Below are 24314 nucleotides of genomic sequence, written 5' to 3'. Positions count from 1 at the left end.
CCCTGATAGCCAAACAGTGAATCAGAGCTTGAATTCCGCCCATACCGGCGCGTGATCCGAGGGGCGTTCCATTCCGCGGATATCATAGTCGATGCCGGTTGCCACGCATTTCTCGGCAAGACACTGGCTGGCGAGAATCAGATCGATGCGCAGGCCCCGGCGTGGTTCGCGCTCAAAGCCGCGGCTGCGGTAATCGAACCAGCTGTACAGGTCATTGGTTTCCGGGTTCTGGGCCCGGAAGGTATCGACCAATCCCCAGCCCTGCAATTTTTCCAGCCATTCGCGCTCTTCCGGTAGAAAGCTGCACTTTCCATCTTTCAACCAGCGTTTGCGGTTGGGCTCGCCAATGCCGATGTCGAGGTCAGTGGGGGAAATATTCATATCCCCCACCACCAGCACCGGTGCATTCTTGTCACACTCACTATTCAGGTAGGCATCCAGGTCGGCGTAGTACTTGCGCTTGGCCGGAAACTTGATTGGATGCTCGCGGTTTTCTCCCTGCGGGAAGTAGCCGTTGATCACGGTAAGTGGCTTGTCGGCGCCGATGTCGAACTGTCCCGCAACCAGGCGGCGCTGGGCATCGTCGGTATCGGTGGGAAAACCATATTGCTTTTTCAGAAATGGGTAGCGGGAGAGCAGGGCGACACCGTAGTGGGTTTTCTGGCCGAAGTAGATCACCTCGTACCCGAGATCCCGCATGACATCGAGTGGGAATTCCTCGTCCGTAACCTTGGTTTCCTGCAAGCCGATGATATCCGGCGAATGGGTCTGCACCAGCGCTTCCATCTGATGCAGGCGTGCACGAATGCTGTTGACGTTAAATGAGATGACTTTCAATTCTTCCCTCCCCTAAATTCTCAAAAAACCAAAGCCCGGGATTCGTCGTGCGAATGCCGGGCCTGGCGTGATTCGGGGCCGGTTTGCCCGGCCTGTTTTTGTTTACAACTCAGTCGAAGTTGGCAACCTGCGGCGAACTGCTGCGTTTGGTGAGCCCGATGAAGTCCGCCATGATAAAGCCGGCTTCGTTCAGCACGGGGTCATCTTCCAGAGTGATTTCCACTGGTCCGCCAACTGGCTCGGTATCTTCGGATTCACTTTTCTCAAGCGCCTCGAAACTCTCGTAAGGCTCAAGGCCTTTGGCGAGGCGGCGTTTGTTCTCCATCGCCAGGACGTCCTGATTCATCTGTTCGCGCTCCTGTTCGCGCACCGATTCATTCAGGGATACGGCTTTCTTGTTGGTCTGGTCGATCTGATACTTGAACTGCTCGCGCAGGTACACGAAATCCGGATCGGTTTCCGTGCGTTTTTCGTGCTTGCGGGTCAGCTCAGGCAGCATTTCTTTCAGGTTGAAATACTTGGCGTGGCGCACTGCGTGGATACGGTCCCAGGGCAGGGCGGTATCGTAGGCGCTCTCACCGACGCTTTCGCTGTCGATCAACTGCGGCATGCTGATATCCGGAGACACACCCGCGTGCTGAGTGCTGTCACCGGAAACCCGGTAGAACTTCGACTGGGTGATCTTCAGCTGACCTTCTTTGAGCGGTGCCATAGTTTGCACCGTGCCTTTGCCGAATGACTGGTTGCCCACTACAAGGCCGCGATTGTAGTCCTGAATGGCGCCGGCAAAAATTTCCGATGCGGATGCAGACAGACGGTTGATCAGGACTATTAGCGGGCCGCGATACATGGCGCGGGAGCGCGAGCGGTTGTGGCGGGAGATCTGCTCATTGGCGTGGCGAATTTGCACCACCGGGCCCTGATCGATAAAGAGGTCGGTCAGCATGGTGGCTTCCTGCAGGGAGCCGCCGCCGTTGTTGCGCAGGTCCAATACCACACCGTCCACACCTTCTTTTTCCAGCTCATCCAGCAGGCGGGCTACGTCGCGGGTGGTGCTCTTGTAGTTCGGATCGCGGCGACGATAGGCCTCGAAATCGATATAAAACGTGGGCAGGTTGATCACACCGACTTTGTAGGTCTGGTCGCCCTCGGTGAATTCAAACACGGCTTTCTTCGCCGCCTGGTCTTCCAGTTTCACCTTGCTGCGCTGGATGGTGATGGTGCGGTGCGTGCCGTCGCCACCGGTGGGAATGGTTTCAAGGCGGACGTAGCTGCCAGCGGCGCCGCGGATCAGGTCCACCACGTCGTCCAGGCGCCAGCCGACCACGTCGACCATTTCGCCTTCCTTGTCCTGACCCACAGCCACGATCTTGTCGTTCGGCTTGATCTTGCCGGTGCGATCGGCGGGGCCACCGGCCACAAGGCGTGCAACCTTGGTGTACTCGTCTTCCATTTGCAGCACGGCGCCGATACCTTCCAGCGACAGCGACATGCTCATGTTGAAGTTTTCCAGCGAGCGCGGCGACAGATAATTGCTGTGCGGGTCGTACAGGCGGGTGAGGGAGTTCATGTAGAGCTCAAACACGTCGTCTGAATTTTGCTGGCCCAGGCGCTTGAGCTGGCCCTTGTAGCGGCGCTTCAGCAAGTCGGCGATTTCATCATCGGTTTTTCCCGTGAGACGCAGGCTCAACACGCTGCCCTTCATACGCTTGCGCCAGAGATCATCCGCAGCGCTTATGGACTGCGGCCACTGGCTGTCTTCCCGGTCCAGTTCGAGGGATTCGTTGACGCTGAAGTCGTATTTCGGCAGGCCGTTGTCCAGCTGGGAAATGATGTTATTGAGGCGATCAGACACTCGAAGGCGATAGCGGTTGTAGATCGCAAATCCGCGATCCACATTGCCGGCCTTCAGGTCGTCGTCAAGCTTGGTGCGCCACTGGCGAAACTCATCAATATCTGAAGAGAGGAAGTAGCTTTTACTCGGATCGAGACTGTCGATGTACTCGTCCCAGAGCCCCGAGGACATTTCGTCGCCCACCTTGAGCTTGTTGTAGTGCAGCATCTCAAGCTTGCTGACGATCTCGCGGGCGGTGCCCCCCTGGTCTTGATGGGGTTTGAGATCTTCGATTTCCGCCAGTGCGAGTGGCGAGATGAGTACCAGGAAGGAAAAGGAAAGGCCGGAAACCAATGCGGCTATTCGGTTGCTAAGCATAAGGAGTCTCTTTATACGTCCTACTTCAAGGCGCCCCACTGGCTGAACGGCCGGAAGAGGGCTTCCGGGCAGTGGCGACTTATAGCTTAGGACAAGTATAAAGGCTGAAAGCTCCGAAAGGCATGCAATGCTTCCGATACAAGGCGAAAGGTGTCCTCTTTGCGCTGATCCGTAAAACGTTTTTGCCGCCACCAGCGAGTGGTCGATGGGAAATTACTCGGTCTGCCACTGACGGGTGTTCAAAATTTCAGCAAACCTCGGGGCCGGTGCACAAAACTCGATCAACCGAGACTGTTCTGCGACAGGGCGCGCGCCACGGCCATATTTGCCCTGCACAATACCCCCTCACGCCGTTGCCCGCTGGCAAGTGCCGGTCAGACCCTGCGGATCAGGCGGGAATGGCCTGTTTACACAGGTGGCGGGAGGTTTGCAGCATCTCGATCATGGCCTCCACGTGGCGGGCGCCCACCTCGGCGATGTTGAACGCCTCGGTATTCATCAGCCACTCCTGTAGCAGGCCGAGAATACCGGCGTGTATTACCGGTACCGCCACCTGGATATCCAGGTCTGCTGGCAACTGCCCGACGGACACGGCGTTTTCAATCAGGTTGCGCAGGCGCACAGTGCCCTCCGCGTGCCCCTGGGCACAGCGCTGGTTGATCTCACCGTTTTCCGGCACCCATTCGCAGCGCATCAGGATGATGGTGAAAATTCTGCGTAACTGCTCATTGGCCATCAGTTCCCGGTACAGGAACAGCCAGCGTGTACGCAGTTCGCCGAGGGGGTCGCAGGACTGCTGCGGCGCCTGGCAGAGGGATTCGTCTGGCAGCTGGATGCGATCGGCAAGAGCACTGAACAGATCGGTCTTGTTTTGGAAGTGGCCGTATACCGCACCGCGAGTGACGCCCGCCAACTCGGCGATTTCCGAGAGGGAGGGGCGGGAAACGCCCCGCTGGTCAAAGACTTCAATTGCCGCGTCGAGAATCCGTTCGCGGGTTTCCTGTGCGTCTTCCTTTGTGCGTTTGGCCATTGTTACTACCTGATTGATCGGTGTGGGCTGCCCACACACCGGCTCGGCCAGTTGCGTGGAAGTTCAAGCGGGCCCGGGAGGGGCCAGTGAGCGCGGCGTTGATCTTACTTTACATTCACGCATGAATAAATAGTTGATATTCATTCATGAATGTATTTAAATTCGGGCCAAGTCGTCATTAAGTCATATATGTCTGGTGACTCATTTCTCTTTCGAACTGACCGGGTATTCAGTCAGCCCGTCACGGTCGTTTGAGTGCATCGCTCTCGGACTGGTCCATCAGGTCCAGGCCGAGGGCGCTGTTTTTTATCAAGAATTTAATCTTCAGTGGTGCCTGCCTGGGCGCCGGTATGGATGCAATTACGAGGTCGTCATGTTGCAGAAGAAGAAGTCGCTGATCTCCGGCAGCCTGTTGCTTGTCGTAGCACTGTTGTCAGCCTGCGGAGAAGAACAGCAGGCCATGCAGGGACACGCGCCACAGGTTACCGTCGTTACCCTCACCACCGAACCCGTCACCCTGACCCGTCAACTGCCGGGGCGCACCAATCCCTACAAGGTGGCGGAAGTGCGTCCCCAGGTGGACGGCATCGTCAAAAGCCAGCTGTTTAAAGAAGGCGGTCTGGTAGAGGCGGGGGGCGCCCTGTATCAACTGGATGATGCCCGCTACCAGGCGGATTACGACAGCGCCCGCGCTTCGCTGGAGCGAGCACAAGCCTCGCTGAATGTTGCAAAGCTGCAGGCGGATCGTACTCAAGCCCTGGTAAAGACCGGCGCTGTGAGCAAGCAGGACAACGATTCCGCGGTTGCCGCATTGCAACAGGCCAAGGCCGATGTGGCGGCGGCAAAGGCCGCGGTGCAGCGCAGCAAGGTGACGCTGGATTTCGCCCGGATCAGTGCGCCGATCAGCGGCCGCATTGGGATCTCTTCCGTTACCCAGGGTGCCCTGGTGACCACCAATCAGGCGACCGCGCTGGCGACTATCCAGCAGCTGGACCCTATCTATGTGGACCTGACCCAGTCGGTCAGCGAGCTGCTCAACCTGCGCAAGGCGCTGGCAGCGGGCACCATGGAGAGCACCGACGATCTGCCAGTGACCATCCTGCTGGAAGACGGCAGTCCCTATCCCCACGCTGGCAAACTCGCATTCTCTGAAGTGAGTGTCGACCCGACTACCGGCAGTGTGCGGTTGCGTGTGGTGGTACCGAACCCGGAACACACGCTGCTGCCGGGCATGTATGTGCGCGCCTCGGTGGGCAGTGGCCAGCGTGAAAACGCCATCCTGGTGCCGCAGCAGGGCATTGCCCGCGATCCGAAGGGCAATACCACTGCGATGGTGGTGGGCGAAGGCAACACCGTAGAGGTGCGCCCGGTGCAGGTATCCCAGACCGTGGGAAGTTCCTGGCTGGTGGAAAGCGGCCTGAAGGAGGGCGATCGCGTGATCGTTGAAGGGCTGCAGAAAGTTCGCCCCGGTGTGGTAGTGAATCCGGGTGAGGCCGCCGCTCCAGCACCGGTGGATCTGCCTGCACCATCCAATCAATCTGCGGAACGCAAAACCGAACAAGCACAGAGCGACGCCAGCAAGGGGTAATAGCGATGGCAGGATTTTTCATTGATCGCCCGATTTTTGCCTGGGTGATCGCTATAGTCGTGATGCTGTTTGGCAGCCTCGCGATATCCAAATTGCCGGTAGAGCGCTACCCGGATATCGCCCCGCCAGTGGTTTCCATCAGTGGCGCCTATCCGGGTGCCTCCGCCAAGGTGATTGAGGACTCGGTCACCCAGGTGATCGAGCAGAATATGAAAGGCCTCGATGGCCTGTTGTACATGTCTGCCACCAGTCAGTCCATCGGCACGGCGGAAGTCACCCTGACGTTCGCCAATGGCACCGATCCGGATATTGCGCAGGTTCAGGTGCAGAACAAGCTGCAGCTGGCCATGCCGCTGTTGCCGGAGATCGTGCAGCGCCAGGGTTTGACGGTAGGTAAAGGGCGCGCCGGCTTCCTGATGGTGGCGGGCTTTGTGTCTACCGACGGCAGCATGAAGAAAGAGGACATTGCAGACTATGTGGTGTCCAACCTCGTCGACCCGCTCAGTCGTGTGCCCGGCGTGGGTAGCATCCAGGTGTTTGGTTCCAAGTACGCCATGCGTATCTGGCTGGACCCAAACAAGCTCGATGCCTACAAGCTCACGCCCACCGACATTATGACGTCTGTGCGCAACCAGAACTCCCAGGTGGCTATCGGCAGCCTCGGCGGCACCCCGGCGGTGGACGGCCAACAGCTTACCGCGAGCATCACCGCGCAGAGCCGTATGCAGACACCGGAAGAGTTCCGCAATGTGGTTCTGCGGGCGAACCCCGACGGCTCCGTGTTGACGCTCGGTGATGTGGCGCGGGTGGAAATGGGTACTGAGAGTTACGACTTCCTGACCCGTTATAACCGTGCGCCGGCTACCGGTGTGGCGATTTCCCTGGCCACCGGTGCTAATGCCCTGGAAACTGCCGAGGCCGTCAAGGCCAAGCTGGCGGAGTTGAGCCCCAACTTTCCCACCGGTCTGAAAACGGTGATTCCGTTTGATACCACTCCGTTTGTGGAAGTATCGATCAAGGGCGTGATCCAGACACTGGTGGAAGCGGTCATCCTGGTCTTCCTGGTGATGTTGCTGTTCCTGCAGAATCTGCGCGCCACCATCATTCCGACTATCGCGGTGCCTGTCGTACTGCTGGGTACTTTCGGGGTGCTTTCGGTACTCGGTTTTTCCGTAAACATGCTCACCATGTTTGCCATGGTGCTCGCGATTGGCCTGCTGGTGGACGACGCCATCGTGGTGGTGGAGAACGTCGAGCGGGTGATGCACGAGGAGAAACTCTCTGCCAAGGAAGCGACCAAGAAATCCATGAAGCAGATTACCGGCGCACTGATCGGTATCGGTGTGGTGCTGTCGGCAGTATTCGTGCCTATGGCGTTTATGGATGGCTCCACCGGCATTATCTATCGCCAGTTCTCGGCAACCATTGTTGCCGCCATGACGTTCTCGGTGATCGTTGCCATCGTGCTGACGCCGGCGCTCTGCGCCACTATGCTCAAACCGGGTTCCCACGGCAGCCAGAAAGGCTTCTTCGGTTGGTTCAACCGCAGTTTTGACCGCAGCGCGGCCTCTTATCAGCGCGGTGTGCGCGGTATTCTCGCCCGCAGTGGCCGGTTTATGGTGCTCTTTGTGCTGTTGAGCGCGGTGATGGTATTCCTGTTCGTGCGCTCACCCAGTTCCTTCCTGCCGGAAGAGGATCAGGGCGTGCTGTTCTCGCTGGTACAGACACCGGTGGGCGCGACCCAGGAGCGCACCATGGAATCGGTCGAGAAACTCGAGGATCACTTCCTCAACAATGAAGCCAACCTGGTGGAGTCCGTATTCTCGGTGCAGGGCTTCAGTTTTGCCGGTAGTGGCCAGAACAACGCGATGGCCTTCATCAAGTTGAAAGACTGGGATGAACGCGAAGAAGAGTCCGAGCAGGCCAATGCTGTAGCCATGCGCGGCATGGGCGCCCTGAGCCAGATCAAGGACGCGATTGCCTACGCCTTCTCGCCGCCTGCCATGCCGGAACTGGGCACCTCTGCCGGTTTTGCCATGTACCTGCAGGACAATGCGAACCAGGGGCACGAGGCGCTGATCAACGCGCGTAACCAGTTGCTGGGAATGGCCGCACAGAGCCCGCTGTTGACCGGCGTGCGCCCGAACGGCCAGGAGGATACACCTCAGTTCAAACTGAAAGTGAACAATGCCAAAGCGTCTGCGCTGGGTGTTTCCATCGGCGATATCAACAGCACTCTCGGCGTTGCCTGGGGCGGTCAGTATATCGACGACTTCATCGACCGCGGCCGTATCAAGCGTGTGTACATGCAGGCGGATGCACCGTTCCGTATGAACCCGGAAGACTTCCGTCTGTGGTCCGTGCGCAACAGCAACGGCGAGATGGTGCCGGTATCTTCCTTCGCCACATTTGACTGGGAGTACGGCTCGCCGCGCCTGGAGCGCTACAACGGTGTACCGGCGGTACAGATCCAGGGGCAGGGCGCACCCGGTGTGAGTTCCGGTGAAGCCATGGCGGAAATGGAGCGTCTTGTCAGCCAGCTGCCGGAAGGCTTCGGCCTCGAGTGGACTGCACTTTCCTATCAGGAGCAGCAGGCCGGCTCGCAGACCACGCTGTTGTATGTGCTGTCGGTGCTGATCGTGTTCCTGTGCCTCGCGGCACTGTATGAGAGCTGGACGGTACCGACCGCGGTTCTGTTGGTTGCCCCGCTGGGTATCCTCGGTGCGATTCTTGCGAGCAACCTGCGCGGCTTCGAACGCGACATCTACTTCCAGGTGGCCATGCTCACCACCGTGGGCCTGACCAGCAAGAATGCGATTTTGATTGTGGAGTTTGCCAAGCAGAACCTGGAAGCGGGTATGGAGCTGATTGAGGCCACCATGCACGCGGTGCGCGACCGCCTGCGCCCGATCATCATGACCTCGCTGGCGTTCGGTCTCGGTGTGTTGCCGCTGGCGATCGCCTCCGGCGCCGGCTCCGGCGCGCAGCAGGCCATCGGTACCGGCGTGCTGGGGGGCATGATCGTGGGCACACTGCTGGGTATTTTCTTCATCCCGCTGTTCTTTGTGGTGGTGCAGAAACTGTTCGGTGGCAAACAGGCCGCGAGCGACAGCGAAGATATTGCCGCTAAGCTCGCGCTGGACACCAAATCGCCCGAACCGCGCACAGAGACCGCGTAACGGGAAACCGCCGCGGCGGAATTGACCAGACTGTAAACCTTGGCCGGGTAATGCTTCAGCAGCCCGGCCTTTTTTGTTCCACGATGACTGCAGCCAGGCAGTAGCTTTATTTTCCAGGGCTCCAAATTGTCCGTGAGATTTACACTCGTAAACCCGGTAGACTGCAGCGATGACAAAGAAATCCGAACACTCTCAACTACACGGCAACCTCGCGATTGGTGGCAACGGCAAAGCTTCGTTCGCCGGCCAGCAGGCGCAATTACTGCGGGCCATTGCGCAGTGTGGTTCGATCTCTGCCGCGGCAAAGGCGGTGGGCATCAGCTACAAAACCGCATGGGATCGCATCGACGCAATGAACAATCTCTCCAGTGCGCCGCTGGTGGTGCGCAGTGCTGGTGGCTCTCTGGGTGGCGGTACTGCACTCACGGAGATGGGGGAAAAAGTGTTGCGCGGATTTTCCGCACTGGAAGAAGAGCACGCGCTATTTGTCGAGCGCCTCGGGCGCAAGGTGCGGGAGTTTGCGGACGTTGCCGAATTTGCGGGAGCCATGACAATGAAGACTAGCGCGCGCAACCAGTTTCGCGGCACGGTAACCAAGATCAAAGCCGGTGCGGTGAATGCCGAGGTGATCCTAGATATCGGTGCCGGGCAGCCTCTCGTGGCGGTAATCACGAATGAAAGTGTCAGCACGCTCGGCCTGGAAACCGGTATCAGCGCGCTGGCACTGGTCAAAGCCTCCTGGGTCATCCTGGCCAAAGAGGCGGCCCTGAAAACCAGCGCGCGCAATCAGTTCCGCGGACGTGTGAGCCGTATCGAACCGGGTGCAGTGAACAGCGATGTATCCCTCGATCTCGGCAATGGCAAATCCATCGGTGCCATCATCACCTACGAAAGTGTGAATGAGATGGCGCTGGCGGTGGGGGATGAGGTCAGTGCTTTCTTCAAGGCGTCTAGCGTGATTTTGATGATGGAGTGATTTTCTGTAGCTAACGAACAATGGCGACGGATTTGATCTGCGCCCAGAGTTCACTTCCTTTCGTGATTTCCAATTGCTGTAGGGATCTGCGGGTGATGCGTGCAATCAGGCACGTCTCTGTGGTTGTGCTGGCGTTTTGCATTTTTGGTTCAAGGCGCATCAAAACCATGGCTGGGTCGCTGTCCGCCGTTATTTCCTGTACCCGCACCGGCAACCGATTGAGAATACTGGTGCGCGTATGGGCATCCAGGGAGAGACTGATGTCGCGGGCGAGAATACGCACGCGAATAGGTTCACCAATCGCCTCACCGCTGTCCCGCAGCCACAAGTCCCCGCCGTGAAACTGCACCCGTGCCAGGTGCCACTCACTGCTGCGCTCGGCAATTCGCGCGTCAACCACTACTCCCAGGTCATCGCTCATTGGGACTGGAAAATCTGTGCGCGAGAGAACCGCGGATGCCAGTCCCTCGCGTATAATTTTGCCGTCTTCCATCAGCAATAGGTGGTCTGCGAGGCGGGCAATTTCCTCGACGGCATGGCTGACATAGAGTATTGGGATATCCAGCGTGCGGTGCAGTTTTTCCAGATAGGGCAGGATTTCCCGTTTGCGCATCTGGTCGAGGGACGCGAGTGGTTCATCCATCAACAACAGGCTGGGTTTGATCAGCAATGCCCGAGCAATGGCAACACGTTGCTGCTCGCCACCGGATAGCGCCGCAGGCCGCTGGCCGAGTAGATGCTCGATTCCCATCAGTGCAATGATCTGTTCATATTCCGCCGGTGACACCGGTTTCCAGGCACGCTTGCGCGCAAACAACAGATTGCGTTCAGCGGTCAGGTGGGGAAAAAGACTGGGTTGTTGGAAGACAAACCCCAGCGGGCGCTGGTGTACCGGCAGTGTTTTTTCCGTTCCCTGCCACACTTCCCCCTTGACCGAAAGGCTGCCGTTTTTACAACACTGCAACCCGGCGATACAGCGGAGCAGGGTGGTCTTGCCGGAGCCGGAGGATCCGAAGATGCCGGTCACACCGCGTCCCGGAATATCCAGCTTCACGTCCAGGGTGAATTGCCGCTTGTTGTCACCCCGTGGCAGGGGAAGGTGGAAATACCCGCGAATCCTTGTCGCCGGTGAGGTAAGGAGGTCGGGATCAGATCCCATAGGGCGTTCCTAAAGCAGATTTGCGCTGCTGCAACAGGTACAGTGCAAGCAGCACGACAAATGAAAAGCCGACCATCACCGCAGACAGCCAGTGTGCCTGAGCGTATTCGAGCGCTTCCACGTGATCGTAGATCTGTACCGATACCACTCGGGTTTCACCGGGAATATTCCCGCCGATCATCAGTACCACACCAAATTCACCCACCGTATGAGCAAAACCCAATACGGACGCGGTGAGAATACCGGGTTTGGCGAGTGGCAGCGTTACACTCCAGAACCGGTCCCAGGGGCTGGCGCGCAGTGTTGCCGCGACTTCTGAAGGGCGCGCGCCTTGCGCCTCAATGGCGTTGCGGATCGGCTGGACCACAAACGGCAGTGAATAAATTACGGAAGCCACCACCAACCCCCAAAATGTAAACGGCAGGGTGCCGAGCCCCAGCGTCTCGGTAAGCTGGCCAATGGGGCCGGATGGTCCCATGAACATAAGCAGGTAGAATCCGATCACGGTGGGCGGCAACACCAGTGGCAGTGCTACCAGGGCGCTCACGGGGCCCTTTGCCAGGGATCGGGTATTTGCGAGCCACAACGCGAGAGGCGTGCCAATAATCAATAGCAGGATTGTAACGGTGGTGGCCAGGCGCAGCGTCAGCCAGATGGCCGCGAGGTCGTCATCTGTCAGCATTATCGCGCCCGTTACCGTCTTGTGGCGGAGTACTGTATCCGTAGGCGCGGATGATCTCCTTCGCCTCGGCACTCTGTATGTAAGTCCAGAATTCACGCAGTGCTGGCGCGTTGGCGCCGCGCTTCAGTACCACGGCATCCTGCCGGATCGGGTTGTAGAGCTGTGCGGGCACAATCCAGGCTGAGCCCTCCGCGACCTTTCCGTTTTCCAGAATCTGCGACAGTGCCACCATGCCGAGGTCCGCATTACCGCTCGCGACAAACTGGTAGGTCTGGGAGATGTTCTCCCCCTGTACCCAGTGCGCTCTGGTTTGCTCTTCCAACTGCAAGTGCTGAAGCACTTCGACCGCCGCTGCGCCATACGGCGCCAGCTTCGGGTTGGCCAGTGCGAGTTTGCGGAATTCGCCGCGTTTTAGCACTTCACCCTCGGCGTCAACAAGCTCGGGCTTCCGGGACCACAGAGCCAGCTTGCCTTCTGCATAGGTAAAGCGGCTACTGGCATCGGCAAGTTCCAGCTCTACCAATTTGGCGGGCTTCGCCTGATCCGCAGAGAAGAACGCATGGTAGGGAGCGCCGTGGCTGATTTGCGCGAAGAACTTTCCCGATGAGCCGAAGGATAATTTGAGCTTGTGCCCGCTGCGGGCCTCGAACTGCCGCGCAAGTTCCTGCATCGGCGCGGTGAAATTCGAAGCCACGGCCAGGGTCAGCTCGTCAGCGCGCGCGCTGCCTGCCAGTATCACCGCAAGCGCAAGCAGACCTTTCATCACCAGCATGTTGCGCTGCATGACAATACCCCACAGTGACCTTCGCACTTCAATTCTCCTTGAGTGGACAGGCGTGGCTAAATAATCTGCCACCGCTATATAGTCATGTATATAGCGGGCCAGATCAAGCATAGGGACGTGTGCAGATTCCTATCGGGCAGCAGTGGCAGACGGAATTTGGCCTGGCGCTGCTGGATAAAGGCGACGCCTATGCGGCGCACAGTGCCGATAACGCAGGGGATAATACCGCCCCCACGAGCTATATCTACAGTCAGATGACGTTCAGTTTTTGACTGGGGCCGCGGCTTGGCCGGCTTCTGTATTGCTGCCAGTGTTGCCGTACCAGAAACGATAAAAGTCTTCGGTTACCTTTTGCTCGATCTCGGTGGCGGCTTCGCGCGGGCAGAACAGGGTGATGGTCAGCACGTCGTGGCCGATATCACTGGTGCGGAACTCGATTTTCGGCTCGGTGCTGGCGAGCTCCACGCCCATGCGGTTTTCAATCAGTTTGCAGTAGCGTTCCGCCACGTCCTTGAAGGACTCGCAGTATTGCAGCACGCGGTCAGTGATGAATTGCTTGACCACAAACGGATTCTGCCCTTTGCTCTCGCGCACGATGGAAAAGGTGTGCTCGATATAGCGGCGCATGAAGTTGAGATTCTTTACCGATTGGGAAAAGAACACGCTGTTCGGCACATACAGCGTGGTGCCGGTATAACCGTTGCCGAGGCCGTGGGGATCAATTTCCAGCAGGGTGGTGCTGAGCCAGTTGTTGTCGATCACCTCGCCAAACTGGTCGCCGATACGTACCCAGTCACCAATGGTGAAGGAGCGCATGCTCGCCTGGTAGATGCCTCCCACCAGACACTGCACCACATCCCGCAGTGCAATCACAATCGCCACAGAAAACGCCGCGATCGACAGGGCAAAATCCCGCAGCTCGGAGACCCAGATGGCGAACAGCCCGACCACCATCACCAGGTTGCCGAAGTTGTGCACCATGTGAATCCGGCGGCGGATATCCTGCCGCGCCCAGCTGGAATTCTTGAACATCTGCGAGAGCAGGTATCGCGCCAGCACCACACCCACAATCAGGAGAATGCTCCAGACCAGTTGGTTGTGCAGTAATTGGCGTAATAAATCGCTACTCATGAACGGCTCGGTAATACGGTAATCGGGAAGAGGCGTCGCCAATCGCATGGTGTTCTCCGGGCACAAACGCAATTCGCCGGGGTGAGAATCAGAGTATGGCGCGGTCACAGCTGGCGTGGGTTAATTCCGGCGGCAGTGTAGCTGATTGGAGGAAATTGCCGCAACCAGGGAAGCCGCGAGGGGCAACGGGACCACTGAAAATGCAGTGAGCAGGTGGCAGGAGGTGGTCGAGAGGCGCCCGCGCAGTCGTTTTTCTAGGGAATGCGCAATTGCTCCGCGCGCAGCGCACCCCCCAAGCGGAAAAAATAGCGCTCGAACGCGTCGTTGATGTTCTGCCGGTGCGTGCCTGTTGGATACAGCCCCATGCGCGCTTCTTCGCTGGCTTTGGTGCCTGCGACCAGAAAGTTGTTGCTGATACTCGCGTCCTGAACGAAGGCCTCAAAGGCGCGCGCGCAGATTTCTGCGGGGTCGCTGTAATACACACGGCCATTGGCCTTGTCCGCGGCACAGGAAACGCGGAACAGCGCACTAGGATTTTCCCCGCTTTCGTCGAGCATGATGGCGCGGAAGCAGGCGAACAGCAGATCGTTGATACCGTGGGGAACCGGTGTCGCGTCCCGCAACCAGGCATCGGAGGCATAGATATGCCTGGGTTCGCGGCGGCCAACTGCATCCGCGAATGCCTTGTCCGCCAGGTAGTGATCGAGCGCATGGAACCACTCGTGCGCGATGGAGCCTGGTCCGGCATTTTTTGCCAGGGAAAAGGTACGCGTGGCCGGTTCGTAAAAGGCCATGGTGCCCGGCCGCCCGCCGATACCGTACTGGAAGGCGAGGGTCTCGCGCAGGGAGATCAGAATCTCCGGCCCGCGCAGGATCGACATCAGGTCCGCCAGGGCGTCGTAGAACAATCCCGCGGCGCGGTCGCGCTCCGCCTCCGTTACCCAGCGGCCGATGCTGATGGCGCGGAAACCAAATTTCCGTCGCACATCTACAAAACTCACAGGGGGGCCGTCGCGCTGTCTGTCGCTGTGTATTGGGCCCCGGCGGTAGAACTCGCGTTTCGATACCATGACTATTCAACTTCCGCCCTGAGTGTGGGTGCCAGGTCAATACCTTTGGCTGAGGCCCAGAAATTTCCGAGTGCGTTCGATAACGCCTCACCGGTGGCGCAGGTTTGCAATCGCCAGTGCGCCGGCAGCAGCGGTTGGTAAAATGGCTCGGCAAAGCGGGTATCCGCCAGAATCACCACGCCGCGATCCGTCTCGGTGCGGATCACGCGCCCCGCCGCCTGCAGCACCCGGGTGAGACCGGGATAGCGGTAGGCGATATCGAAACCATTCCCGCCCGTGCTCGCCATCGCGTGTCGCAATAACTCCTGTTCCTCGCTGATCTGCGGCAATCCGACCCCGGCGAGAATACACCCCACCAGTTGCTCACCCACATAATCAATGCCCTCGCCGAAAATGCCACCCATGATGGCGAAACCCAGGCTGCGGCGGTTTTCGCTGAAACGCTCGAGAAAGGCTGCACGCTCCAGCTCGCCGGCGGCGGCCGTCTGTTGGATGATATCCACTTGTGGATGCTGTGCCGAGAAACGCTCGGCCACCTGTTGCAGAAACCGGTAGGAGGGAAAAAATACCAGGTAATTGCCGGGGCGGCTTTGATACACCCGCGCAATCAGATCCACCAATGCATCGGCGGCACTGTCCCGCGCGCGGTAGCGGGTATCAACAAAGGGGCACAGGAAAGTGCCCATCTGCTCTGGGACGAACGGCGACGGCAGTGCGAAGTAGGGAGCATCTGCCGCGACCCCGAGCTGCGGAAGAATATAACCCGCGGGGCGGAGGGTGGCGGAGAACAGAATCACGCCCTGGAAATGCTGGTAACACTGCTGCAGATACTCCGCGGCGTTGAGGCAGAACAGTTTCAGTGCCTGTTTCTGCCAGGGCGTATCCGGATGCGCTCTCCGGGTCAGGCAGCGATGCTGGAGAGCGGGCAGTCCAATAATGGTCAGAAACCGATACAGATTGTGCAGCCATTCGCGGATTTCCTCCGGTGGTGGTTGCGATTGCTCCCACATCTGGCTGACTGTGGCCATCACTTTGTGCGCGGCCATCATTACGCTTTCGGGGCGTTGTACATGCTTCGCGTCGGCGTTCTGCGTAGGCGGATTAGTCAGCGGCGACACCCACACCTCGGTATTGTCCCGATCCGCCCCTGCCGCAAAGCGTTCGGCGTCGGTACGCTCTCCGACCCACTGATCCAGCGCGCGTACCAGCGCTTGTATCGACCGGCGTAGCGTCGGCAGACCCGTGCAATCCCGCGCCGCCTGCCGGCTCTCTTTGCGCGTCAGCTCGGCGGTGTACATGCCGCGGGCGCGCTCACTCAGGTTGTGGGCTTCATCCACCAACAGCGCGCGGCGCCGGTCGCCCGTCTGCAGGCTGTTCAGGCGTACCAGAGGGTCGAATACATAGTTGAAATCGCACACCACCAGATCCACCCAGGGCAGCATCTGGAGCGATAGCTCAAACGGGCACAGCTGAAACTCGTCTGCCACTTTTGCCAGGGTGTCGGGTGTGAGACGTGATACTCCCAGCAATCGCTGGCGGGCCTGCGGCAGCCGGTCAAAGAAACCGACGGTGCGCGGACAGATACCGTCGGCGTCCGGGCTGCAAAGCCCCTGGCGGCAGGCACAGGTTTTGTCTTTCGCCTGGATTTCCAGCAGCGACAGCGCAAGTCCGAGGGCCTGCAAACGCGCCGTAGTTTCCCGCACCACCTGGCGGCCGGAATTTTTTGCAGTGAGATACACCAGCTGATCCAGATGGTCTTCCCCCAACGCCTTGACGGCCGGAAACAGCGTGCTCACGGTTTTGCCGATGCCGGTGGGCGCCTCTACCACCAGCTCGCCACCGTCGCGCAGACAGCGGTAGGCGGCAATGGCCAGTTCGCGCTGGCCCGGCCGGTAATCCGGGAAGGGGAATTCCAGAGCGCGCGCACTGGTGCGCACCGCCAGCCGGTGCTGCTGCCAGGCGTGGTGCCAGTTCAGGTACGTGCGCATGGCATTGTGGGCAAAGTCTTCCAGCTCCGGCCAGTTGAATTCGCGTCGTTCCGGGTGCGATTTTTTCTGTTTGAGGTTGTACCACAGCATCTGCAGCAGCAGGCGATCCTGCGGGGCAGGGCGCTTTCCGGTTTCCTCCTGGCGCTGCAGCAGATAGCAGAAACCATAGATTTTCAACTGCGCCCAGTGCAGGTCCCGCACCGCCTCCGGCAATTTATCCGGCGCGCAGTAGGTGGTCTTGATTTCATCCAGTTGCGCCGGGCGATGTAAATCCTGCAGTGGGTGCAGGATATCCACGCGGCCGCTCAGCTGTACGGTTTGGCCATCCAGCGGGCAGGCCACTTGCAGCCGGTATTCTGCCTCGCTGCCCGCCGGTCGCTTTTTTTGTAAGCGCTGATGTGCGCGGATGCCCTCCTGCGCCGTTGGGCCGGCGGGGGCGTCGGCCATCAGATCGCCGCGGCGGCAGGAAAATGCCACCAGCTCGCCCACCGACAGCTTTAGTGTCTCACGCGTTGTCATGCCTGGTTGCCGTCATTCTGCTGCCACTCGACGTGCAGTACCCGGTGCGGTATCCGGTGGCGGGCGAAGTATGCCAGCCAGCGCTGCTGGTTCTGTTGCAACCGGTCGCCGGGGCCTTTCACCTCCACCAGCTCGTAGCTGCCGGTTTCCGGAAACAGGATCAGGTCTGGCAGACCGCTGCGGTGACTGGTGATGTCGCTCAGCAGGCGTCGGAACAGTGCCAGCCAGTGCGCCGTGGGGATGCGCGTGAGCGCCAGACGCAGCAGCGGCTCGGACAACGCCTCCCAGGCGACAAGCGGATTGGCGATACCGTATTTCGCATCAAAATTTCGCCAGACCCGCTCCGCAAAACGCTCATCCGCCAGTTCGCCGAGGCGCTGCTCTAACGCGGTGCGGCGAGTGCGATAGAAGTCTGCGGTGCGGAAATCGCTGGGCGCCACCTGAAACGGGTTGAAGAAGGCCCCGGCAACCGGCGCAAACACGATATCCCAAATAAATAGCCCGAACACGCCGTTAAACAGGGTATTTTCTACGTAGTGGCAATCGCCGAGCTGTTGCAGCCACGCTGCCGCCAGTAGCTCCACGCACTCCGCGGCGGCGGGCAGGGCGACAGTCTCGGTCGGCGGTCGGTAGCGCGCGGGCGCCTCCCATCCGTGCAGGTTTTTTTCCCGTTTGGCGGTGCGGTAACCGAAGCTCTCCGCGAAGATCGCTTCCGCTTCATCGAGAGGTTCCGCGAGTATCTCCCGGCACAGCGCTAACCCCGCCTGACTATCGCCGCGTTTTACCGCTATGCGTGCGCGCCGCTCCCGTGCCGGTGGGTGCGCGCAGGCCCGGTAAATCTGATCCGCCGCATCCAGTGCATCCAGCCGTTCCAGTTGCCGGGCCATGGCGACTCGCAGACGGTCGAGTCGGCGTTGCAGAGTGGCGTCTTGCTGCGTGTTTACCGGGAGCTGCGCCGCCAGGGCCGCAATCGCATCGGCCCCTGCCTCAATGGCTTCCTCAAAGTGCACGAGTGCAGCGTAATAGCCGAGATGTTGCTCGATTTGCGCGTGGCTCTGGAACGGCAGATTTTCGCGATCCAGCGGGTAGTGCTCATAGCGGTACAGGCCCAGATCCCGCAGTACCCAATCGGTCAGGTCCTGGTTCAGGTTGCCGAAAAAGCACAACTTGAATGTGTCAAAATGCGCGGCAGCCTGCACCGCGAGAATCGGCTCGGCCGCAAGCAGGGTTGCTGGTGGTATGTCCTGCGCCAGCAGCGCCTGTTCCAGCGCGGGCCGCTTGACGGATTGGGGGAGGGGTATTTCGCTCAGTGGCAGCAGCTCCGCTTTGCTGAACAGCGGTAGAATTTCCGCAATCACCAGATCGGGGTTGCGCAGCAGCAATCCCACCTGCACCAGCCGCTCTGCGGCCGCAGGCAGGTCGCCAATCTCGGCGTAGGCGAGCTTGCGCTGGCGAAACAGAGCGCCGGCTGCGGAGGGCCTGCCTTTGCGCGACAGCAGCCGCACGTACAGCCGTTGGCTGTCCACATCCAGCGCTCGGAAATCTGCGTAAAACCCGCGCTCGTCCGCCGATAGCAGGTCCTCGTAGCGAGACATCACGAAGTCAAGGAGGGCGAGGAAGTTCGCCAGGTAATAGTCTGAAGGTAGTTCAACAGGGGCGGACATGGTTGCGGCGTATGATCAGATGCTGTCTGGATGAAACTGGATGGTTATACAGCACTTGGGCGAGGGGAACAAATGGGATCGCGACCGGACATTCCGTTAGTGGTCATATGAATTGTGGCTGTTAGATGGATAGCCGGGTGTTTCTTTCACGGAGCATTTTTCATATAAAGCATTTCTTTTGCCACACAATCAAAGAGGTACCCGTGAGTAATTCGTCTCTCGACACGAGGAGATGGCATTTCCGCGACGGTCGACATGACCGCAACCTGAACACAATTGTCGACCTGTATAAAGGTGGCACTCTGTGAGCCAGCAAGTCGCCACCTCAAATTACCATTCGTCGCTTCTGGGGGCCCGCGAATCCATCCCGTTGCTGGGGGGGTATATCCCGGTGGCCATTTCATTTGGGCTGATTGCGCTACAGTCTGGTTTCAGCAGCTGGGAAGCGGTGGCAATCTCGACACTGGTCTATGCCGGTGCATCGCAATTTTTGTTTGTGGCGATGATCGCCTCGGGCGCGCCTCTTTGGTTCGTCGTGGTGATGACGTTGCTGATCAATGCCCGCCATGTCGTCTATGGACCCAATCTGGCGCCATGGCTTTCGACCAGCCGTTTGTGGCCGTGGCTGATGCATGGTCTAACAGACCAGATCTTTGCACTGGCCCATACCCGGCTGCCGCAGCTGCCGTCTGCTGACCGCCTGGGATGGTTTATCGGCGCAATGCTGGTGGCCTGGTTCAGCTGGATTGGCGGTACCGCAGTGGGCGCCATTGCCGGTAAGGAACTGACACAGCAGTGGCCGCTGCTTGGCGACGTTATGCCGTTTGCGTTGCCGGCGCTGTTTCTGGTGCTGCTGGCCCCGCGGTTTACGTCGTGGCTGTGGTCGTTGGCACTGGGCTGTACCGCAGTGGTTGCCCTGTTGTTTACCCTGATGGGTATGACCAACGCGGCGATTCCGGTAGCAGCCGTCGCTGGGGCTGTGGTCTTTTTCGGCATGGGCGCGCTCAGGTAGTGGGGGAGGTCAGGGAATGAATAGCGGAATGAACATTGGTGTCTGGGTTGCGTTGCTTGCATGCGCACTTGGAACCTTTCTTTTGCGGGCCCTGCCACTGGTGTGGATGCAGCGCCATCTGGTTCAACGCAAAGCAAAAAATACGCTGGAATCCATGCCCACCTGGCTCAGTGTGCTTGGACCGCTGATGATCGCGGCTATGTTTGGAGTATCGCTTGTGCCGGGAGAGGCCGGCCTCGCATCCTGGCTCGCGACGGCGCTGGGTGCCATGGTGACCCTGTTGGTGTGGCGCTGGACCAGATCGCTGGGATGGCCGGTGTTTGTCGGTGTCGCGTCCTATGGGGTGGTGATCATCCTGGCAAATGCCATTGTGTGATGGGATGGCGAATGTGTTGCGGCGACCATGTGTCAAAGTGTGCCTAGCGTGACCTTTACTTTAACGGTGGAACCCCTGCAGTCCACCAGCCGCACAATGGACCGGCACATCTTCCGCGACCGTCACTATGCGCTCGGGAGGCTATTGCTGTGGATCGGAAAATCCCTCTCGCATTCATATTGTCGCGTTGTATCCACAGGATGCTATTTCTGTCTGGTGCGATTCTCTACGATCAGGGACACCAGTACGCCGGATGCGAGAATCGCCAGCACCACCACCAGCAGATACAGATTGAAGTGTGACCCGACCAGTGCATGTAACCAGTCTGCCAGCAGCATTTTTATGCCCACGACTATCAACACCAGTGCCAGCGCGGTTTTCAGGTAATGGAACCTGGCGATAACGGCGGACAAGGCGAAGTACAATGAGCGCAGGCCGAGGATCGCAAACACATTACTGGTGAACACCAGGAACGGATCGGCCGTGATGGCAAAAATGGCGGGGATGGAATCGATCGCGAAAATCACGTCGGTTGTCTCGACGACGATCAGTGCCAGCGCAAGCGGCGTCAACAGGAGCTTACCCGGCTGCACGTGTTCGAGCGCAGGATCCGGCCCATCCCGCCTCCCTTTCGAGAGCGCAGCAATGGTAGATGCGCGCAGGACAAACCGCTGGCCATACAAGCGCTCGGTGACCGGCAGTACGCGCCGGATCAGCCGCACCAAAAGGTTGCGGCCCGGTTTCGGGGATTCCGACGTCAACAGCAACATTTTCAGCGCGGTCAGAATCAGGAAAATCGCGAACAAGTAGAGAATCCAGTGGAATTCCGCCACCAGTCTGGCGCCCAGCGCGATCATGAGTCCGCGCAGTACCAGTGCCCCGAGGATGCCCCAGAAAAGTACCCGGTGCTGATGCTTTCTCGGTATGTGGAAGTAATCGAAAATGATCGCGATGACGAAGATATTGTCCACACTGAGGGACTTTTCAATCACGTAGCCAAGTAGATATTTCTGGGTGGCACTGGCGCCGCTGTTCAACAGGCCATCGACCGCGTCGGGCTCGGTACCCAGTCCAAACAGTTTGGCGTCGTAAGCAAAGTAGACGAAGACGGAAAACAGCAAACCCAGGGTTATCCAGACCGCCGACCACAGCATCGCTTCGCGCAAATTAACCTCGTGGGCGTGGCGATGAAACACACCCAGGTCCAGAGCCAGCATTAGCAGCACAAACGCGATGAATGCAATCCAGATCCAGATCATGGGCGGTATTGCCAGCATATCTACCAGTTATCCGGCGATGGCCCATAGCAAGGTGGTCGCGACGGCGGGCGCAAATATTTTTGGCCGACCGCAGAAACGCGCCGCTGATTTGGCGAGCTTGGGATACCAGTTGGTTGCGTGCATGGTGATCGCCTCGCTCTGATCATTGAATGAATACGGACCCAGCCAATAGCTGCTAGCTGACCTGTTCCTGCTGTTCTATTACCACCACTTTTTCGATGGTGCGCAGCAACGCATCGGGGCTGAGGCTGATGGAGGTGATGCCCAGTTTCACCAGATACTCCGCCACTTCAGGATAGTTGGATGGGGCTTCACCGCAGATACCCGCGGGAATGCCATTGCGCTGTGCGCCCTCCACGGCGAGGCGGATCATTTCCATTACCCCGGGGTCCCGCTCGTCGAAATCAAACGCGACGACATCGGAATCGCGGTCCACACCGAGTACCAGTTGCGTGAGGTCGTTGGAGCCGATGGAGATGCCATCGAACAATTGGCTGAAGGCGTCGATCTGCACCACGTTGTTCGGTATTTCACACATCACATAGACATCGAGACCGTTGTTGCCCTGCCTGAGGCCGTGCTCCGCCATGGCCTGCAATACCTGCTCGCCCTCGGGAATGCGACGGCAGAAGGGAATCATCACCTTGATGTTGGTCAGCCCCATATCCTCGCGCGCGCGTTTGAGTGCCGCGCATTCCAGCGCAAAGCCCTCCGCGTAGGCGGGATGCGCATAGCGCGCGGCACCGCGAAAGCCGAGCATCGGGTTCTCCTCGTGGGGCTCGAAGTGGCTGCCGCCGATCAGACGTGCGTATTCATTGGTCTTGAAGTCCGAGGTGCGCACGATCACCGGGCGCGGATAAAAAGCGGCGGCGATGGTACCGATGCCTTCGGAGAGTTTCTGGATAAAGAAATCGGCTCCACTGGCATAGTGTTCGGTCAGGGCTTTCAGTGCCTGGCGCGCGCTTTCTTCCGGGACCTTGTCCGGACACGCCAGCGCCATCGGGTGCGCCTTGATGTATTCGTTGACAATAAATTCCATACGCGCGAGGCCGACACCGTTACAGGGCAGCGCGCTCAACCGGAATGCCTGTTCCGGACTGCCGAGATTGATCATCACTTTTGTTTTGGGTGTCGGCAGCTGGTCGAGCTGGGTGGTGGTCACCTCAAAGGGAATTTCACCGCGGTAGACTCGACCGGTATCCCCTTCGGCACAGGACAGCGTCACCAAAGCGCCGTCGTCCAGCTGGTGGTCACTGCCGATACCGACAATAGCAGGAATGCCGAATTCCCGGGCAACAATGGCGGCATGGCAGGTGCGCCCGCCGCGCTCGGTGACCAGCGCCGCCGCGCGCCGCATCGCAGGGCCCCAATCGGGACTGGTGCTTTCCGCGAACAGGATCTCGCCATCGCGGAATGACGACAGCGCGCTCACGTCGGCCACGCGGCGAACCGTACCGCTGGCAATGGCGCTGCCGATGGCGCGCCCGCTGGCCAACAGTGCAGCCTTATCCGGCTTGTCGCGCAAGTGATAGCGTTTCAGCAGGTTGCGCGGTTTCCGTGAGGCGACAGTTTCCGGGCGCGCCTGCAACAGGTACAACTGGCCGTCGTCACCGTCTTTGGCCCACTCCAGATCCATCGGGCAGTGCTCGCTGCGCCGCGCGCTGTAGTGATTTTCGGTTTCAATTGCATAGTGTGCGAGGGTCAATACGTCGTCATCGCTCAGGCTAAAGCGGCCCCGCTTAACCTCGGGGGTGTCGATATTGTGCAGTTTCTGGTTGTTGATATCGTCATCGCACACTAGTGTCTGCTGTTTGGCGCCCAGTTGCCGGCGCAGTACACAGCGATGCCCGAGGGCGAACGTCGGTTTATGGACATAGAACTCATCTGGGTCGACGGTACCCTGAACGATATTCTCTCCGAGGCCATATGCCGAAGTAATAAACACGACATCGCGGAAGCCGCTATCCGTATCCAGGGAAAACATCACACCGCTTGAGGCAAGATCGGCGCGCACCATTTTCATGACGGCGATTGCAAGCGATACTTTGAAGTGGTCAAACCCGTTTTTTTCCCGATAACTGATTGCCCGTGCAGTAAACAACGAGGCGAAACATTTCCGACAAGCCTCCAGCAGACCTTCCTTGTTACCGATGTTGAGAAAACTGTCGTGTTGACCGGCAAAACTCGCGTCAGGTAAATCTTCCGCTGTGGCTGAGCTACGCACCGCTACGCGCAAATCAGGCCCATACTGCTCGCACAGTTCGATGTAGGCGGCTGTGATCTGCTGCACCAGTTCGTCGGGCAATCCCGCTTCGTAGACGATGCTCCGCGCCTGTTCGGCAGCATCGTATTGTTGACCGGGATCACCGTCGGCACTTGTTTTCAGAACCGATTCCAGTGCCCCCCAGGCATAGGCGCGATCAAGCATGTCGCGGTAAGCGGCGGATGTGATCGCGAATCCGTTGGGGACGCGTATGCCCAAGGGCTGAAGCGAACGGTACATTTCACCCAGCGAGGCAGTCTTGCCACCGACTTCGGCGAGATTGGCTAGGCCGATGTCCTTGAACCATCGAATGTACTGGTGATCTTTCATAGGGAAAGTGCTCTTGGATTATGGCGCACATCTGCACTTGAGTTAGGGGAATTTTTGTATTTCTCAAAATAGTCGAGCTAAGCTCTAAGCGCGTTTTGATTTCCCGCATTTCACATACTGGACACCGGTATAAACGGAGCAGGACATGCTCGTATAACTCCGCCGGCGCCTGTGTCATACCTGAAGAAAACTTGTCACCGACGATATTGCTGCCGATTCGCTCGGGGGAGCCAC

General features: G+C 58.9%; 19 protein-coding genes. 7 read left to right on the top strand and 12 right to left on the bottom strand.

Translation table 11 applies throughout. The annotated features are described in order from the left end of the window. Window positions 1–21: 21 nt before the first annotated feature. The 3 genes from xthA to GNX18_RS05240 form a co-directional block, all read right to left on the bottom strand. Entirely contained in the window at window positions 22–837 is an 816-nt protein-coding gene (gene xthA, locus GNX18_RS05250) for an exodeoxyribonuclease III (protein WP_138236345.1), read from the bottom strand. Window positions 838–946: 109 nt separating this feature from the next. Further along, the gene (locus GNX18_RS05245; protein ID WP_138236344.1) at window positions 947–3049 is read right to left on the bottom strand and encodes a carboxy terminal-processing peptidase; all 2103 of its coding nucleotides are present in this window, start codon (window positions 3047–3049) and stop codon (window positions 947–949) included. A gap of 388 nt (window positions 3050–3437) precedes the next feature. Beyond that, window positions 3438–4079: a TetR family transcriptional regulator gene (locus GNX18_RS05240; protein WP_166215917.1), complete on the bottom strand. Its 642-nt coding sequence runs from the start codon at window positions 4077–4079 to the stop codon at window positions 3438–3440. A 373-nt stretch (window positions 4080–4452) separates the two neighbouring features. Between GNX18_RS05240 and GNX18_RS05235 the strand changes: the two genes are divergently transcribed. The 3 genes from GNX18_RS05235 (at window position 4453) to GNX18_RS05225 (ending at window position 9822) form a co-directional block, all read left to right on the top strand. Then, window positions 4453–5667 (top strand): efflux RND transporter periplasmic adaptor subunit, encoded by a 1215-nt coding sequence (locus GNX18_RS05235; protein WP_166215914.1) that lies wholly within the window; start codon window positions 4453–4455, stop codon window positions 5665–5667. A 5-nt stretch (window positions 5668–5672) separates the two neighbouring features. Next, complete coding sequence (locus GNX18_RS05230) at window positions 5673–8846, top strand: efflux RND transporter permease subunit (protein ID WP_138236341.1); 3174 nt, start codon at window positions 5673–5675, stop codon at window positions 8844–8846. 169 nt (window positions 8847–9015) lie between these two features. Next, window positions 9016–9822, top strand: a complete 807-nt coding sequence (locus GNX18_RS05225) for a TOBE domain-containing protein (protein WP_166215911.1) — start codon at window positions 9016–9018, stop codon at window positions 9820–9822. Between the two features lie 10 nt (window positions 9823–9832). Here the strand turns inward: GNX18_RS05225 and modC are convergent, their stop codons facing one another. The 3 genes from modC to modA are packed head-to-tail and all read right to left on the bottom strand — an operon-like array spanning window position 9833 to window position 12474. Then, window positions 9833–10981 carry a molybdenum ABC transporter ATP-binding protein gene (modC, locus tag GNX18_RS05220; RefSeq protein WP_166215908.1) on the bottom strand — a complete coding sequence of 383 codons (1149 nt, stop codon included), beginning with the start codon at window positions 10979–10981 and terminating at the stop codon, window positions 9833–9835. After that, window positions 10971–11663 carry a molybdate ABC transporter permease subunit gene (modB, locus tag GNX18_RS05215; RefSeq protein ID WP_205828071.1) on the bottom strand — a complete coding sequence of 231 codons (693 nt, stop codon included), beginning with the start codon at window positions 11661–11663 and terminating at the stop codon, window positions 10971–10973. The genes modC and modB overlap by 11 nt, the downstream gene beginning before the upstream one ends. Further along, the gene (gene modA, locus GNX18_RS05210) at window positions 11650–12474 is read right to left on the bottom strand and encodes a molybdate ABC transporter substrate-binding protein (protein WP_240914251.1); all 825 of its coding nucleotides are present in this window, start codon (window positions 12472–12474) and stop codon (window positions 11650–11652) included. Before modA ends, modB begins: the two co-directional genes overlap by 14 nt. Window positions 12475–12566: 92 nt before the next feature. Here modA and GNX18_RS05205 point away from each other — a divergent pair, with 92 nt between their 5' ends. Then, the gene (locus tag GNX18_RS05205; RefSeq protein WP_166215906.1) at window positions 12567–12719 is read left to right on the top strand and encodes a hypothetical protein; all 153 of its coding nucleotides are present in this window, start codon (window positions 12567–12569) and stop codon (window positions 12717–12719) included. On the opposite strand, the gene GNX18_RS05200 is transcribed toward GNX18_RS05205, so the two are convergent. From GNX18_RS05200 to GNX18_RS05185, 4 genes are all read right to left on the bottom strand, one after another. Further along, the gene (locus tag GNX18_RS05200) at window positions 12709–13626 is read right to left on the bottom strand and encodes a mechanosensitive ion channel family protein (protein WP_240914250.1); all 918 of its coding nucleotides are present in this window, start codon (window positions 13624–13626) and stop codon (window positions 12709–12711) included. The two genes, GNX18_RS05205 and GNX18_RS05200, sit on opposite strands and share 11 nt — an antisense overlap. 206 nt (window positions 13627–13832) lie before the next feature. Then, window positions 13833–14648, bottom strand: a complete 816-nt coding sequence (locus tag GNX18_RS05195; RefSeq protein WP_166215903.1) for a CLCA_X family protein — start codon at window positions 14646–14648, stop codon at window positions 13833–13835. A gap of 2 nt (window positions 14649–14650) precedes the next feature. After that, window positions 14651–17155, bottom strand: coding sequence for an ATP-dependent DNA helicase (locus GNX18_RS05190; protein ID WP_166215900.1), 2505 nt, complete (start codon window positions 17153–17155; stop codon window positions 14651–14653). Then, complete coding sequence (locus GNX18_RS05185; protein ID WP_166215897.1) at window positions 17152–18819, bottom strand: VRR-NUC domain-containing protein; 1668 nt, start codon at window positions 18817–18819, stop codon at window positions 17152–17154. Before GNX18_RS05185 ends, GNX18_RS05190 begins: the two co-directional genes overlap by 4 nt. 304 nt (window positions 18820–19123) lie before the next feature. Here GNX18_RS05185 and GNX18_RS05180 point away from each other — a divergent pair, with 304 nt between their 5' ends. After that, window positions 19124–19831: an AzlC family ABC transporter permease gene (locus GNX18_RS05180; protein WP_166215894.1), complete on the top strand. Its 708-nt coding sequence runs from the start codon at window positions 19124–19126 to the stop codon at window positions 19829–19831. Between the two features lie 28 nt (window positions 19832–19859). Continuing rightward, complete coding sequence (locus tag GNX18_RS05175; RefSeq protein ID WP_138236334.1) at window positions 19860–20207, top strand: AzlD domain-containing protein; 348 nt, start codon at window positions 19860–19862, stop codon at window positions 20205–20207. Window positions 20208–20410: 203 nt separating this feature from the next. Here the strand turns inward: GNX18_RS05175 and GNX18_RS05170 are convergent, their stop codons facing one another. After that, window positions 20411–21466: a TerC family protein gene (locus GNX18_RS05170; protein ID WP_240914248.1), complete on the bottom strand. Its 1056-nt coding sequence runs from the start codon at window positions 21464–21466 to the stop codon at window positions 20411–20413. Between GNX18_RS05170 and GNX18_RS05165 the strand changes: the two genes are divergently transcribed. Continuing rightward, complete coding sequence (locus tag GNX18_RS05165) at window positions 21441–21629, top strand: hypothetical protein (RefSeq protein ID WP_166214646.1); 189 nt, start codon at window positions 21441–21443, stop codon at window positions 21627–21629. The genes GNX18_RS05170 and GNX18_RS05165 overlap by 26 nt on opposite strands. A gap of 33 nt (window positions 21630–21662) precedes the next feature. Here GNX18_RS05165 and ppsA read toward each other — a convergent pair whose 3' ends face one another. Then, a complete protein-coding gene (gene ppsA, locus GNX18_RS05160) occupies window positions 21663–24080 on the bottom strand; it encodes a phosphoenolpyruvate synthase (RefSeq protein WP_166215888.1) in 2418 nt (805 codons plus the stop codon). Window positions 24081–24314: the final 234 nt, after the last annotated feature.

The sequence above is a fragment of the Microbulbifer sp. SH-1 genome (genome assembly GCF_011326135.1).
Classification (GTDB): Bacteria; Pseudomonadota; Gammaproteobacteria; order Pseudomonadales; family Cellvibrionaceae; genus Microbulbifer; species Microbulbifer harenosus.
Note: the sequence above shows the minus strand (reverse complement) of the source record. Positions and strands in the feature narration are given on the sequence as shown.